General features: G+C 57.1%; 13 protein-coding genes. 9 read left to right on the plus strand and 4 right to left on the minus strand.

The window, feature by feature from the left end; genetic code table 11:
• The first annotated feature begins 294 nt into the window (after positions 1-294).
• The 4 genes from dcuC (at position 295) to uspG (ending at position 3843) form a co-directional block, all read left to right on the plus strand.
• Complete coding sequence (dcuC, locus tag AC1M2H_RS19960) at positions 295-1668, plus strand: anaerobic C4-dicarboxylate transporter DcuC (protein WP_480148732.1); 1374 nt, start codon at positions 295-297, stop codon at positions 1666-1668.
• An 81-nt stretch (positions 1669-1749) separates the two neighbouring features.
• The gene (rna, locus tag AC1M2H_RS19965) at positions 1750-2547 is read left to right on the plus strand and encodes a ribonuclease I (protein ID WP_480148733.1); all 798 of its coding nucleotides are present in this window, start codon (positions 1750-1752) and stop codon (positions 2545-2547) included.
• 269 nt (positions 2548-2816) lie between these two features.
• Positions 2817-3227 (plus strand): nucleoside diphosphate kinase regulator, encoded by a 411-nt coding sequence (rnk, locus tag AC1M2H_RS19970; RefSeq protein WP_480148734.1) that lies wholly within the window; start codon positions 2817-2819, stop codon positions 3225-3227.
• Positions 3228-3414: 187 nt separating this feature from the next.
• On the plus strand, positions 3415-3843 hold the full coding sequence (gene uspG, locus AC1M2H_RS19975; protein WP_480148735.1) for a universal stress protein UspG: 429 nt from the start codon (positions 3415-3417) through the stop codon (positions 3841-3843).
• Between the two features lie 84 nt (positions 3844-3927).
• On the opposite strand, the gene ahpF is transcribed toward uspG, so the two are convergent.
• On the minus strand, positions 3928-5493 hold the full coding sequence (gene ahpF / locus AC1M2H_RS19980) for an alkyl hydroperoxide reductase subunit F (protein ID WP_480148736.1): 1566 nt from the start codon (positions 5491-5493) through the stop codon (positions 3928-3930).
• Between the two features lie 245 nt (positions 5494-5738).
• Positions 5739-6302, minus strand: a complete 564-nt coding sequence (gene ahpC, locus AC1M2H_RS19985) for an alkyl hydroperoxide reductase subunit C (protein WP_045854446.1) — start codon at positions 6300-6302, stop codon at positions 5739-5741.
• A gap of 382 nt (positions 6303-6684) precedes the next feature.
• Between ahpC and dsbG the strand changes: the two genes are divergently transcribed.
• Together dsbG and citR are read left to right on the plus strand one after the other, a co-directional pair.
• On the plus strand, positions 6685-7431 hold the full coding sequence (gene dsbG / locus AC1M2H_RS19990) for a thiol:disulfide interchange protein DsbG (protein WP_480148738.1): 747 nt from the start codon (positions 6685-6687) through the stop codon (positions 7429-7431).
• Positions 7432-7637: 206 nt separating this feature from the next.
• Entirely contained in the window at positions 7638-8534 is an 897-nt protein-coding gene (gene citR / locus AC1M2H_RS19995) for a DNA-binding transcriptional repressor CitR (protein WP_480148739.1), read from the plus strand.
• Positions 8535-8684: 150 nt separating this feature from the next.
• Here citR and AC1M2H_RS20000 read toward each other — a convergent pair whose 3' ends face one another.
• A complete protein-coding gene (locus AC1M2H_RS20000; RefSeq protein WP_480151994.1) occupies positions 8685-9830 on the minus strand; it encodes a pyridoxal phosphate-dependent aminotransferase in 1146 nt (381 codons plus the stop codon).
• Positions 9831-10000: 170 nt separating this feature from the next.
• Between AC1M2H_RS20000 and mtnC the strand changes: the two genes are divergently transcribed.
• A complete protein-coding gene (mtnC, locus tag AC1M2H_RS20005; protein WP_480148740.1) occupies positions 10001-10690 on the plus strand; it encodes an acireductone synthase in 690 nt (229 codons plus the stop codon).
• Positions 10687-11229 carry a 1,2-dihydroxy-3-keto-5-methylthiopentene dioxygenase gene (locus tag AC1M2H_RS20010; protein ID WP_480148741.1) on the plus strand — a complete coding sequence of 181 codons (543 nt, stop codon included), beginning with the start codon at positions 10687-10689 and terminating at the stop codon, positions 11227-11229. The genes mtnC and AC1M2H_RS20010 overlap by 4 nt, the downstream gene beginning before the upstream one ends.
• A gap of 44 nt (positions 11230-11273) precedes the next feature.
• Here AC1M2H_RS20010 and AC1M2H_RS20015 read toward each other — a convergent pair whose 3' ends face one another.
• Positions 11274-13595 (minus strand): molybdopterin-dependent oxidoreductase, encoded by a 2322-nt coding sequence (locus tag AC1M2H_RS20015; RefSeq protein WP_480148742.1) that lies wholly within the window; start codon positions 13593-13595, stop codon positions 11274-11276.
• 415 nt (positions 13596-14010) lie between these two features.
• On the opposite strand from AC1M2H_RS20015, the gene AC1M2H_RS20020 reads away from it, so the two are divergent.
• A complete protein-coding gene (locus tag AC1M2H_RS20020) occupies positions 14011-14991 on the plus strand; it encodes a sugar ABC transporter substrate-binding protein (protein ID WP_480148743.1) in 981 nt (326 codons plus the stop codon).
• Positions 14992-15033: the final 42 nt, after the last annotated feature.

Raw genomic sequence — 15033 nt, forward strand, 5'->3', positions numbered from 1 at the left:
CACTTATCTGTTACCAATATCGATTTTAAAGCGGAATAAAGTAGCAAATATAATCTTAATATAACCTTAACGAAATAAGGCAAAGTCTTGATTTACCGCCCACGAAATCGCAACAACCCCGCCTGCTGACTTTGTGATAGCGCCCGCGCGCCGGCTGATGATTAGATAATTCTCATCGGTTTATTGATTTGCATCAGCATGTTTCGCCGATTTATTCGGCACATTCCCTCACTTAATTTTGCACAACTTTATTTATCAGCAGATTCTTTGGGTTAATGCCTCAGGGGTAAAATAATGCTTACGCTAGTTGAGATCCTTATCGGGATTGTGGTCATTGTGGGCGTCGCCCGCTATATCATCAAAGGGTACTCCGCCACCGGAGTGCTCTTTGTTGGCGGTCTGACGCTGCTTATCGTCAGCGCGCTGATGGGACATAAAATTTTGCCCGGCGAGGCGAAAAGCACGGGATATTCCGCGACCGACATCATCGAATATATCAAGATCCTGCTGATGAGCCGCGGCGGCGACCTCGGCATGATGATCATGATGCTCTGCGGATTTGCCACCTATATGACGCATATTGGCGCCAACGATATGGTGGTCAAGCTGGCCTCAAAGCCGCTGCGCTACATTAACTCCCCCTACCTGCTGATGATCGCCGCCTACTTTGTCGCCTGCCTGATGTCGCTGGCCGTCTCTTCGGCGACCGGCCTCGGCGTGCTGCTGATGGCAACGCTGTTCCCGGTGATGGTCAACGTCGGGATCAGCCGCGGCGCGGCGGCGGCTATTTGCGCCTCCCCGGCGGCCATTATCCTCTCCCCGACCTCCGGCGATGTCGTCCTCGCCGCGAAGGCCGCCGAAATGCCGCTCATCGATTTTGCCTTTAAGACTACGCTGCCAATCTCCATCGTGGCGATAATCAGCATGGCGATTGCCCACTTTTTCTGGCAGCGCTATCTGGATAAGAAAGAGAACGCCTCTCACGAAATGCTCGACGTCAACGAGATAACCACAACCGCCCCCGCCTTCTACGCCATTCTGCCCTTCACGCCCATTATCGGCGTGCTGATCTTCGACGGGAAATGGGGCCCGGAGCTGCATATTATCGCCATCCTGGTGCTCTGCATGCTGCTGGCGGCGGTGCTGGAATTCTGCCGCGGCTTTAACACCAAAAACGTCTTTAACGGACTGGAAGCCGCCTATCGCGGCATGGCCGACGCCTTTGCCGGCGTGGTCATGCTGCTGGTCGCCGCCGGCGTTTTTGCCCAGGGCCTGAGCACCATCGGCTTTATCAATAGCCTGATTTCGATTGCCACCTCGTTTGGCTCCGCCAGCATTATTCTGATGCTGGTGCTGGTGGTGCTGACAATGCTGGCGGCGATGACAACCGGATCGGGCAACGCGCCGTTTTACGCCTTCGTGGAGATGATCCCGAAACTGGCGCACTCATCGGGCATTAACCCGGCCTATCTGTCAATCCCGATGCTGCAGGCCTCCAACCTCGGCCGCACCATCTCCCCGGTATCGGGCGTGGTGGTTGCCGTCGCCGGGATGGCAAAAATCTCACCGTTTGAAGTGGTGAAGCGGACTTCGGTACCGGTTCTCGTTGGCCTGCTGGTGGTGATTATCGCCACCGAAATTCTGGTGCCCGGAACCACCGTTCAATAAAAGTGAAAAGGCGCCAGCGGGCGCCTTTTTTATGCTTTAATAACTCGAGGAACTCATTACCATCCACTATCAGGAATAAAAATGTTCAGGAAGGATTTCGTCGCCATTGCCCTCTTGCTAACGGCAACCCAGGTCGGCGCTGAACCGCTCACCGCAACACAATACGGCGATTTCGACCGCTACGTACTGGCCCTCTCCTGGCAAACCGGCTTCTGCCAGAGCATGCATGACCGAAACCGCAGCGAACCGGAAGAGTGCCGCCTGCAGCAGGAAACGGCCAACAAAACCGATTACCTCACCGTACACGGCCTGTGGCCGGGTCTGCCGAAATCCATCGCCGCTCGCGGCGTGGACGAGCGCCGCTGGATGCGTTTTGGCTGCGCCACGCGCCCGGTGCCCAATACGCCGGAGGTCAAAGCCGGGCGGAAATGCCAGGCGGCGGAAACCGGCCTGTCGCTGGAGATGGCCAATAAGCTCAACAGCGTGATGCCCGGCTCCGGCGGCAACTCCTGCCTTGAGCGCTACGAATACGCGAAGCACGGCGTCTGTTTTGGTTTCGATCCCGACAGCTACTTCGGCACCATGGTCCGCCTCGGCGGCGAAGTGAAACGCAGCGCCCTCGGGGCGTTCCTGGCGAAGCGCTACGGGCAGAGCGTCAGCCGCGACGACTTCGATGCGGCCATCGCCGAGGCCTACGGCAAACAGAGCGTTAAGGCCTTCAAGCTGACCTGCAGCGGCAATCCGGCCTATCTAACCGAAATCCAGATCGCCATCAAGGCCGCGGCCATCAATGCGCCGCTCTCCGCCAATGCCTTCCTGCCCCAGCCCCATCCGGGCAACTGCGGCAAGCAGTTCGTTCTGGATAAGGTCGGTAATTAAAATAGAGATAGCAGCCGTCATCGCGAGTGAGTTTATCAAAAGCGCTCACCGGCTCTCCGTATGTACCGGAAGGGGCGAGCCGACGATTTTTCCAGCGGTGGCGGTTGCGGCATAAATTTCATCTCCCCCGTTCGCGATCGTTGCTTAATGTGCGTTTAATCACTTCAAACCGCCGGCAAGTCTCAGTATGATGGGAAGACATTAACCCTTGCCATTTTCGGCGAGGGTTTTCTTTTACGGACAGGTTCCTGGATAACATGGAGTATGCAATGACCAGACCCGCAATCATCATTAATGAGTTCGATGCCGAACGCATCGACAGGCTGCTCGAGCAGCCGGCATTCGCCAGTTCCCCGGTCGCCGATGCGCTGAACGAAGAGCTGGATCGCGCGCAGATGCTGGCGCCGGAAGCGATGCCGCATGATGTCGTCAGCATGAACAGCACCGTCAGATTCCGCGATTTGTCCAGTGGCGAAGAGCGCGTGCGGACGCTGGTTTTCCCCTCTCAGGTCACCGATAGCGCCACCCAGCTTTCGGTACTTGCTCCCGTCGGTGCCGCGCTGCTGGGCCTGAAGGTCGGCAGCGCCATTCACTGGGAGCTGCCGGGCGGCGCCTCTGCGCACCTCGAAGTCCTGGAGCTGCTATACCAGCCGGAAGCTGCGGGCGAGTTTCATCGCTAACCGTCCCGCAGCCTGAGGCGTTCCGCGCCTTATCCAGAGGATGTCTTCGCATCCTCTTTCTGTCCCTCCCCACCCTGACAAACTTTTACGCCTCCCTGAAGCGGATCTGACAGTTTTGCGACCTGAATGGCACAATATCTTCATATAATATGTTGATATAGAAACAGTCGAACAAGGAGGAATGCATATGTATAAAACAATCATTATGCCGGTTGACGTTTTCGAGATGGAGTTAAGCGACAAGGCCATCCGCCATGCGGAGTTTTTGGCCCAGCAGGACGGAATTATTCACCTGCTCCACGTATTGCCGGGCTCATCCAGCTTCACCATGAGCCGATTCACCGCAGACCTGCGCCGCTTTGAAGAGCATCTACAGCATGAAGCGGAAACCCGGCTAACCACCATGGCCGGGCACTTCAGTATCGATCCCTCGCGAATTAAAAAGCACGTCCGCTTCGGTAGCGTGCGGGATATGGTGAACGAGCTGGGCGATGAAATTAACGCCGACGTGGTCGTCATTGGCTCACGCAATCCGTCTATCAGCACCCATTTGCTTGGTTCTAATGCCTCGAGCGTTATTCGCCACGCGCATATTCCGGTAATGGTGGTCAGATAAGCGAAGGCGTGCGGAAAGGCGATAAAAAAAGAGGCTACCATTGGGTAGCCTCTTTACTGTGCAGGTCGGTCTTACTTGCTTTTATTATGCGGTTTTCGTCCGAATCAGATAGTCAAACGAGCTCAGGGAGGCTTTGGCCCCTTCGCCGGCGGCGATAATAATCTGCTTGTACGGTACGGTGGTGCAGTCGCCCGCGGCGAACACGCCTTTGACGTTAGTTTCGCACTTCGCATCGATGATAATTTCACCCATCCGGTTACGCTCAATCGCGCCTTCCAGCCAGGTGGTATTAGGCAGCAGGCCAATCTGTACGAAGATCCCCGCCAGCTCGACGTGATGCTCATCACCGCTCAGCCGATCGCGATACTGCAATCCGGTCACTTTACTGCCATCGCCGACCACTTCCGTGGTCTGCGCGCTAAGAATGATATCGACGTTTTTCAGGCTACGAACTTTGTCCTGCAGCACCTGATCCGCCTTCATTTCCGGCGCGAACTCCAGCAGCGTCACGTGTTCCACCACGCCCGCCAGATCGATTGCCGCCTCAACGCCCGAGTTACCGCCGCCGATCACCGCCACGCGCTTGCCTTTAAACAGCGGGCCATCGCAGTGCGGGCAGTAGGTCACCCCTTTGGTGCGGTACTGATCTTCGCCAGGCACGTTCATGTTACGCCATTTAGCGCCGGTGGCGATGATCACGCTGCGCGCTTTCAGCACCGCGCCGGAGGCGGTTTCAACCTGATGCAGGCCGCCTTCTACCGCCGCCGGGATCAGTTTCGACGCGCTCTGCGAGTCAATGACGTCGACATTATAATCGTTGACGTGAACCTTCAGCGCCCCGGCCAGCTTCTGGCCTTCGGTTTTAGGTACCGAAATATAGTTTTCGATATCAACGGTATCCAGCACCTGGCCGCCGAAACGTTCGCCCATCAGGCCGGTACGAATGCCTTTACGCGCCGAGTAAACCGCCGCCGCCGCGCCGGATGGACCGGAGCCGACGATCAGCACGTCGTAAGCGTCGCGCTTGTTCAGCTCTTCCGCCGCGCGTTTCTCCGCGCCGGTGTCAACTTTGGCGACGATCTCTGCCAGCGTCATACGCCCCTGACCAAACTCCTGGCCGTTGACAAAGACCGCCGGAACGCCCATCACGTTACGATCGGTAATCTCATTCTGGAAGGTCCCGCCGTCGATCGCCGTATGCTTAATACGCGGGTTCAGCACCGCCATCAGGTTCAGCGCCTGCACCACGTCCGGGCAGTTATGGCAGGTGAGCGAGTAGTAGGTTTCAAACTCAAAGTCACCGTCGAGGTCGCGGATCTGTTCCAGCAGGGCCTGGGTCTCTTTCGACGGATGGCCGCCGGTCCACAGCAGCGCCAGCACCAGAGAGGTAAACTCATGCCCCAGCGGAGAGCCGGCAAAGCGCGGCCCCTGGGTAGAACCTGGATTAGTAATCAAGAAAGACGGTTTACGCACGGCGAGCGCGTTGTCCTCTTTAAACGTCACTTTCTCAGACAGCTCAGCGATTTCCGCCAGCAGTTCTTTGATTTCTGCCGATTTAGCGCTGTCGTCCAGCGTAGCAATCAGCTCAACAGGCTTAGTCAGTTTCTCAAGGTAGGCCCTGAGCTGGGTTTTCATATTTACGTCGAGCATCTGCTTATCCCTCTCTTAAAACGTCATCATGCAAGCGGCCTCACGGCTGCCTGAATGCGGCTTGCATCATGGGGTTTGGAAGAAAAACGGGCACAACGATGTACCCGTTGAATAATACAAATTTCCTGTGGATTTCGCGTCAGGGCAAGGCGGCTAGCCTGGGAATCCCCGGGAGCTTACATAAGTAAGTGACCGGGGTAAGCAGGTGACGCCAACGCCGCCATGACGTGAAAGACATGGAAATTTTAGATTTTGCCGACCAGGTCCAGGGACGGAGCCAGAGTCGCGTCACCTTCTTTCCATTTAGCCGGGCAAACTTCGCCTGGGTGGGAAGCAACGTACTGCGCTGCTTTGATTTTACGCAGCAGGTCAGACGCATCGCGGCCGATACCTTCAGCTGTAACTTCGATCGCCTGAATGATGCCCTGCGGGTCAACGATAAAGGTGCCGCGGTCGGCCAGACCTTCGTCTTCACGCATGTTTTCGAAGTTACGGGTCAGGGCGCCAGTCGGGTCACCAATCATCGCATACTTGATTTTAGCGATGGTGTCAGAGCTGCTGTGCCATGCTTTGTGAGTAAAGTGGGTATCGGTGGAAACAGAGTAGACGTCTACGCCCAGTTTCTGCAGCTCTTCGTGATGGTCAGCAACGTCGCCCAGTTCAGTCGGGCATACGAAGGTGAAGTCAGCCGGATAGAAGAAGAAGACGCTCCAGCGGCCTTCGGTATCTTTCTCGGTAACTTCGATGAATTCGCCGTTTTTGAACGCCTGGTTTTTGAAAGGTTTGATTTTAGTGTTAATTAAGGACATCTATACTTCCTCCGTGTTTTCGTTGAGGTCTAAGGTAACTAATTTTTCCTGACCCGAGCAATGCGTTTGCATTATCAAATCAATAAGCAATATCTAACAACCGCAACAAGACAACTTTGTGAACCCGTCGGGACAAGTGCCGCCGATAACGTAAAAAGGCCGCCCTCTCAGGCGGCCCTCTTACCTGAAATACCCGCAGGTAGCTTCAGCGCCAGGCAGGCTGGCTATGCGTTGCGCTCTACATTACCTTAATGTAACAGCATCCGCGATTACACCATCCGCCTTCGCAAAGGGCAATCGGCCCGGGTGCAGGTCTTGCCTATAGCTGTGATAGGTTCCATCATCTGCCGTAGCTTCTATATTGATTTTACAAGGAATAATCATGTTAAAACGTCTGCTTTTCCTGAGCCTTTTCCCCTTATGCAGCTATGCAGAAGATCTCCCTGCTCCCGTAAAAGCGATTGAAAAACAGGGTATTACCATCATTAAGCCCTTCGAAGCGCCGGGCGGAGTGAAGGGCTGGCTGGGTAAATATCAGGATATGGGCGTCGCTATCTATCTGACGCCCGACGGCAAGCACGCCATCTCCGGCTACATGTATGACGAAAACGGCACCAATCTTAGCGAACAGCTGTTCCAGAAAGAACTCTATACTCCGGCAGGCCAGCAGATGTGGCAGCAGATGGAGGCCGCCAGCTGGCTGCTGGACGGCAAAAAAGAGGCGCCGATTATTCTCTACGTCTTCGCCGATCCCTTCTGCCCGTACTGCAAGCAGTTCTGGCAGCAGGCTCGCCCCTGGGTCGAGTCGGGGAAAGTGCAGATTCGCACGCTGCTGGTAGGCGTTATCAAACCGGAGAGTACGCCGGTAGCCGCCGCCATTCTCGCCAGCCGCGATCCGGCAAAAACCTGGCACGATTACGAAAAATCGGCCGGGAAAATGAAAATTGAGATCCCGGCAAACATCCCGGCGGAAAAAATGCGCCTCCTCAACCAAAACCAGCAGCTGATGGACCAGCTGGGCGCTAACGCCACTCCGGCTATTTACTATATGAATAAAGAAAATATGCTGCAGCAGGTTGTCGGCCTGCCGGAGGCGGATAAGCTGCAGGTGATGATGGGCGAAAAATAAAGCGTCCCGCTATATTTCGTTTAGCCAGGCTATTCACCCGAAAGGGTCTGGCTAAATCACTTCTGGTCGTATACATTCAGAGCTATTAATAAAATCGGTCTTAAATAATTCAGCCCACCAATTGCCACGCAAATTAAATACAATAAACAAATAGAATAACAAGATAATAATTCACACCGGACACAGCAACGGACAGGATGCTAGCAATGGCTAAACTTTACGAACTTAAAAAGTTCGATCTTAACCTACTGGTTATTTTTGAATGTATCTATCAGCATTTAAGTATCAGCCAGGCCGCAGGGACGTTATTTATTACCCCTTCCGCCGTCAGCCAGTCGCTGCAGCGCCTGCGCAATCAGCTCAACGATCCGCTGTTTATCCGCACCGGTAAAGGGATGAGCCCCACCACCCTGGCGGTTAACCTTCATCACCATCTGGAAAATAACCTCAACCAGCTGGAGCAGACGATTAATATCGTCCACGGCGCCGAGCTGAGAAAACGCTTTGTTATCTACAGCCCGCAGTTTTTCCTCTCGCCCTCCTCCGCAGCGCTCATCGGCGCGCTCTACCGTGACCCCAACCTGCAGGTGGAGCATCACGACCTGCAGCTCGCCGCGGAGTCGGCGGAGAGCCTGCTCGCCTACCGCAAAGCCGATCTGATTTTTAGCCTCTCGCCGCTCGTCAGCCCGACCACCGTGTGCCTGCCGTTTCAGGAAATAGAGATGGTGCTGGTCTGCCGGCAGAATCATCCACGAATAGCCGAACTCACCTCCACAGAAGCCATTGCGCGGGAGAGCTTTACTGACTATCTGCCCAAAGAGGCGGGAATGCAGGCGGTTGACTACTGGCTTGAAAAGCAGTTCCCCGGACGAAATATTGCCTTCAGCAGCGACTCACACATTGCCGTACTCAATATTATTAGCCAGACTGATTTTATCGGCTTAATACCAAAAATTGCGACAACTCCGCAGCTCTTCGACCTCAAGCTGAGAATAATATCGGCTCCGGCGGATATTCCCCGAGCAATGATTCATATGATTTATAATCGGGTGCAGATGGACCACCCTGTTTTAGCCTCTCTTATTCCAGAGGCTGCCTTATAATAAAAGTGGCCGCTGCTAATTATCGACCACGTGAATATCCGCACATAAAGCAGAAAAATAAAATAGCGAAAACAGCCATCGGAGAAAATTAATGGTCGGCTTAAAACGTCCGGCGACCATCAATTCTCTCAGCGACCCGACGCCGGCGCGCTACAGCTGGCGCAGACGCTCCGCGGCGGCCAGCAGGGTTGCCGGCTGCTTGGCAAAGCACAGCCGAATCAGCCGATGCGGGAACGGATCGGCGCAGAACACCGACAGCGGGATCGCCGCCACGCCGATTTCCGTGGTCAGCCAGCGGCAAAAGCTGACGTCGTCGAGATCGGAAACCGCGCTGTAGTCTGCCAGCAGGAAGTAGGTACCCTCGCAGGGAAGTATCTCCAGACGGGTGGCGCGCAGGGCCTCGACAAACAGGTCGCGACGCTGCTGGTAAAACTCGGGAAGCTGACGATAGTGCTCCGGCTCGTGACGCAGCATATCGGCGATAGCCAGCTGCGCCGGGGTGTTCACCGAGAACGTCAGATACTGATGCACCTTACGCAGCTCGGCGCTAATTGCCGCAGGGGCTACGCAGTAGCCGACCTTCCAGCCGGTCATATGGAAGGTTTTACCAAACGATGAGACCGCCACCGCCCGCTCGCGCAGCTGCGGATGGGCCAGCACGCTGGCGTGCCCCTGCGCCGCAAAGCAGATGTGCTCGTAGACTTCGTCGCTAATCACGTAGATCTCACGCCCGGCAATCGCCTGCCACAGCGCGGCGAAATCCTCGCGCTGCCAGACCGTCGCCGACGGGTTGTGCGGGGTATTGAGGATCACCAGCCGGGTACGCTCGCTCAGCGCGTCGGCAAACTGCTGCCAGTCAACGCGAAAATGCGGCGGCTGCAGGGCAATGCGCTTCAGCACGCCGCCGGAGAGCTCAACCGCCGGGGCATAGCTGTCGTAGCTCGGGTCAAAGCAGATAACCTCATCTCCCGTGCGTACCAGCGCGGTAATGGCCGCATACAGGGCCTCGGTTGCGCCCGCCGTCACGGTCACCTCGCTGTCGGCGTCCGGTCGGTAGCCGTAAAGCTCGGCGGTTTTATCGGCGATGGCTTCACGCAGCGCCGGCACGCCGGTCATCGGTGCGTATTGGTTGGCGCCCTGGGCGACATGAAACGCCAGCCGCTCCTGCAGATAGCCCGGCCCGTCAAAATCAGGGAAGCCCTGCGAAAGATTTATCGCCTGATGCTGCTGCGCAAGGGCGCTCATCTGGCTAAAAATAGTGGTGCCCAGCGAAGGGAGTTTACTCTCAGGAATCAGCGGGTTATTGCTCATTTTATAATTACCGATTGTAATGCTGTTGTTGATGCCACTATAACACGATGTTAATATTTGGCAATCGAGACGCTTAGACGTCTAAATGATAAGGTTATGTCGGTTACCGCCTGAAGCAGCCAACGTCAGGGCGCGCCGCCCACTCTGGAGAGACCATGATCCGCGCTATCGTGACCGATATTGAAGGTACCACCAGCGACATTCGCTTCGTCCACAACGTTCTGTTTCCGTACGCCCGTGAACGCATCGCAGGCTTTGTCACCGCCCAACAATACGCCGAGCCGGTGCAGACGATCCTCGATAATCTGCGCGCGGAAATCGACAGCCCCGCCGCCGGCGCCGCCGAGCTGATTGATACGCTGCTGGCCTTTATGGATGAAGACCGCAAGTCGACGGCGCTGAAGGCGCTGCAGGGGATTATCTGGCGCGAGGGCTACCTTAACGGCGACTTTACCGGCCATCTCTATCCCGACGTTCTGCCGGCGCTGGAAAAGTGGAAGTCGCAGGGGATTGATTTATATGTATATTCCTCAGGCTCGGTGGCCGCGCAGAAATTGTTATTTGGCTACAGCGACGAAGGTGATATTACTCATCTGTTTAACGGCTATTTCGATACCCTGGTAGGCGCCAAGCGCGAAGTGCAGTCCTACCGCAACATTGCTGAACAGCTGGGTCATCACCCCGCCGCCATCCTGTTTCTTTCTGATATCCATCAGGAGCTGGACGCCGCCGAGGAGGCCGGTTTTCGCACCCTGCAGCTGGTACGCGGCGATCGCGATCCCGCCAGCCATCATCCGCAGATCCAGCGTTTTGACGACATTCACCCGGAGCAGATACCCGCATGAGCGCATTAACAATTTTTTCTGACCAGGACGCCGCAACCGCCATCTGGCACAGCACCGACGGCGACGAAATTCAGCAGCAGCTAAACGCCAAAGGCGTCCGCTTTGAACGCTGGCAGGCCGACCGCGACCTCGGCGTCGCACCAGCGGCGGAAAAGGTGATTGAAGCCTACCAGCACGCGATTGACAGACTGGTTGCCGAAAAGGGCTACCAGAGCTGGGACGTGATCAGCCTGCGCGCCGATAACCCGCAGAAAGAGGCGCTGCGCGCGAAGTTCCTCAACGAGCATACCCACGGCGAGGACGAGGTGCGTTTCTTCGTCGAGGGCGCCGGGCTGTTCTGCCTGCATATCGGCAACGAAGTGTTCCAGGTGCTGTGCGAGAAGAACGATTTAATCTCCGTCCCCGCCGACACGCCGCACTGGTTTGACATGGGCTCCGAGCCGAACTTCACCGCCATCCGAATTTTCGATAACCCGGAAGGCTGGGTAGCGAAGTTTACCGGGGATGATATTGCCGACGCCTATCCGCGGCTGGCGTAACCGTCTTCATCCAGCCCGGCGGCCCTGCGCCGCCGGGCTGCCGTTCAGGACAACGCGTCCGCGCGGATAAACGCCGGCGGATCGAACGCGGTAATCGGCGGCAGCGCCTCGCGCCACGGGACAATCTCAACCCAGCAGCTCTGCGCGCTACAGCCCTGCCCCAGCCGCGAGCTGCCGCGATCTTCGGTCAGCACGTTCGGATTGCCGTGCTTATCCAGGGAGCCTTTTTCATTGGGGTCCAGCGGATCGTACCAGGCGCCGGTGGCCATCTGCACCACCCCCTGGCGGATCCCGTCGCTGAGATGCACCCCGGCCAGAATCGCCCCCCTGGCGTTATACACTTTCACCACGCTGCCTTCGGTTACCCCCCGCGCCTGCGCATCCTGCGGATGCATCCACAGCGGCTCGCGCCCCTGAATTTTGGTCGCCCGGCTGACGCTGCCGTGATCGTACTGGCTGTGCAGTCGCGTGCGCGGCTGGCTGGACAGCAGATGCAGCGGCCAGCGGCCGGCCTCTTCACGCTGCCAGCTCGCTTCCTCTTCATCCCACCACGGGTGGCCCGGGCACTCGCGGTAGCCGAAGTCGGCGACGGTTTGCGAGAAGAGCTCAATCTTGCCGGACGGCGTAGAGAGCGGAGCGCCCAGCGGGTCGGCGCGAAAATCGGCCAGAAAGACCTGCGGCCGCTCCGGCGCGCTATACTCCAGCACCCCCTGCTGCCAGAAATCCTCAAACGACGGCAGCTCGATGCCCTCTTCCCGGGCGCGCGGGCGCGACTCATCATAAATATGCCGCAGCCACTGCCCGACGCTGCGCCCTTCGCTGAAGCGCTCGCCGCAGCCCAGCCGGGCAGCAAGATCGCAGAAAATCGCGTAGTCGTCGCGGGCTTCGGCCACCGGCGCGATCTGCGCGCTCATGGCAATCATAAATCCGTCATGCCCGCCGCTGCCGATATCCTCCCGCTCCAGGGAGGTGGTCACCGGCAGCACGATGTCGGAAAACTTGGCCTGCGCGGTCCAGTACTGCTCATGCACCACCACCGTCTCCGGCCGGCGCCACGCCTCGCAGAGCTGGTTAAGGTCCTGATGATGGTGAAAGGCATTGCCCCCCGCCCAGTAGACCAGGCGGATATCGGGATAGCGCAGATGCTGGCCGTCAAACTCATATTCGCCGCCGGGGTGCAGCAGCATGTCCGCCAGCCGCGCCACCGGGATCGCGCTGTTAACCGCATTTTTTCCCGCCGGCAGACGGGGGCCGGAGAAGGCTTTGCGCGCCGCGCCCGCCAGATTGGTGCAGGCGTAGCCGAAGCCCAATCCGCCTCCCGGGGTGCCAATCTGTCCCAGCAGCGCGGTCAGGGCCACCGTTGCCCAGTAGGCCTGCTCCCCCTGACGGGCGCGCTGGATGGACCAGGAGATATTAACCATCGTGCGCTGGCTGGCCATGTCGCGCGCCAGGGAGACAATCTGCTGCTCGGAAATCCCCACGATCGCCGCCGCCCAGGCCGGCGTTTTTGCCACCCCGTCGCGCTCTCCCAGCAGATAGGCGCGGTAGGGAGCAAAGCCCACCGTGTGGCTGGCCACAAAGTCTCTGTCGTACAGGGATTCGGTAATCAGGACGTAGCACAGCGCCAGCAGCAGTGCGGTATCGGTCCCCGGACGCACCGGCAGCCACTGCGCGGAGTCCACGGCGCTCAGATCGTTGCTGACCGGGCTGATATTGATAAAGCGCGTGCCGTTGGCCTGCATCTTCTCCAGCCAGTGCTTCAGCATATGGTCGTTGGCGCCGCCGCCGTTAACCTGCGAGTTGCGCAGCGGCAGCCCGCCAATCGCCACGAACAGCTGACACTCCCGCGCCAGCTCGGAGAAGTGCGTATGCTGGCGATGCAGCGGGCTAAGCGGCCCCAGCACGTGCGGCAAAATACGCTCGCCGGCGGCGCTGCTGTAAGTATTGGTGCTGGCGGTGTAGCCGCCGAAAGACTTCAGGAAACGGTGCAGCTGGCTCTGGGCATGGTGAAAACGCCCGGCGCTGGCCCAGCCGTAGGAGCCGCCGTATATGGCTTCGTTGCCGCAGCGCGCTTTCACCGAAGTGAGTTCACGGGCCAGCAGGTCGAGGGCGACCTCCCAGCTCACCTCGACAAAGGGCTCTTTGCCGCGGCCTTCCCGCGACGCGGGGCCGTTTTTCAGATAGCCGGCCCGCACCGCCGGACGACGAATGCGCGTTTTGCTGGTGACCGCATCGGTGAGCGACTGACCGATGCGCGAGGGATTTTTATCCCAGGCGACCGGTACGACGGCATCAATGGCGCCATCGCGGGTTTGCACCTGCCAGGTTCCCCAGTGCATCACCGCCAGATTATGTTGTTTATTCATGTTGCCCGTTTTTTTGTCACCCGATAAAGGCCGCTATAATAAGTCGGGAGCTGGCTGAAGATAAAATGCCGATGACACTATAATATCCTGTCACTTTAGCCAATAACCATCCGCATGACGCGAGCCCTGGGTTATATTCATCATATCCCACCATAAATATGGTCATCATTAAGCAGCAATTACCGTTTGCAATAAAAGTCAGCGCTTTTATCTTATACCCACAATATAAATATGTCTTAATTTCAGCATCATGAAATATTTTCAGGTTAGCCCGAGTAAAATTAATTTTCCCGCCCCTATTCCGTCGATATACCATTATTGGTATAACTTAGACATATTTTGTATTTGAGGTTGCGTGGTCGTTATTGTCATGCTACGAATCCGCAAACACCTTTATCACAGGACTATAATAAGAATGTCGCAGAGAATAAAATTACTGCCCGTCGCGCTGGGTCTGATGACGCTCGTCTCCGTCGGCGCCTCCGCCGCTGAGCCCCTGTCGCTGCAGGGGAAAACCATTGGCGTCGCCGTTGTCGGCACCCAGCATTTCTGGGATCGCGAAGCCTATAAAGGCGCTACCGAAGAGGTTGAAAAACTGGGTGGTAAAGTCATCGGCGTCGACGGCGGTCGTGATAATCAGGTTCACGCCAATAACCACGATATTTTATTATCACGCAAGGTCGATGCCGTAATTAGTATTCTCGGCGACAGCGCCGTTGAACCAAAATTTAAAGCGCTGCGCGATGCCGGCATCCCGGTATTTACCGTGGACCACGTATCTAAATACTCCGTCAATAACACGACCTCCGACAACTACACCCTGGGTTCAACCATTGGCCGCTATATGGCCGATGAATTAGGCGGCAAAGGCAACGTTGCGGTATTTAATGCGTTCTCCAGCTCGCTGCGAATTTGCGGCATCCGCTACGACCAGTGGAAATATGTCCTTAAGGATTACCCGGATATTCATATTATTCAGCCGGAGCTGGCCGAACAGTTTGCCAACTCTCCGGAAGATGCGCGTAAGAAAACCCTCGAACTGCTCAGCCAGTATCCGAAAGGCAAGCTGGACGCTATCCACGTCGCCTGCTGGGATCAGCCGGCCATCGGGATCGTGCAGGCGCTGGAAGAGACCGGACGCGACAAAGACGTGAAGGTCACCGCCATCGATGCCGGCCCGGAAACCCTGGAGATTATGGCCGAACCCGGCAGCCCGTTCGTCGCTAACGTCGCCCAGCAGCCGCACCTGATTGGCCAGACGTCGGCCGACAACGTGGCGCACTACTTCGCTAAGCAGGCTCTGCCGCTGCAAACCTTTATTCCGGTGGTCCCGGTGAAGGGCCCGCAGGAAGCGAAAGCGGTCTACAAACAGCTGGGATATGGCGAACTGCAGTGATTAATCAACCCCTCGGCGGGGAGCGCCCCGCCGCTGGTCTGG

It is taken from the genome of Klebsiella sp. F11 (assembly GCF_056712265.1).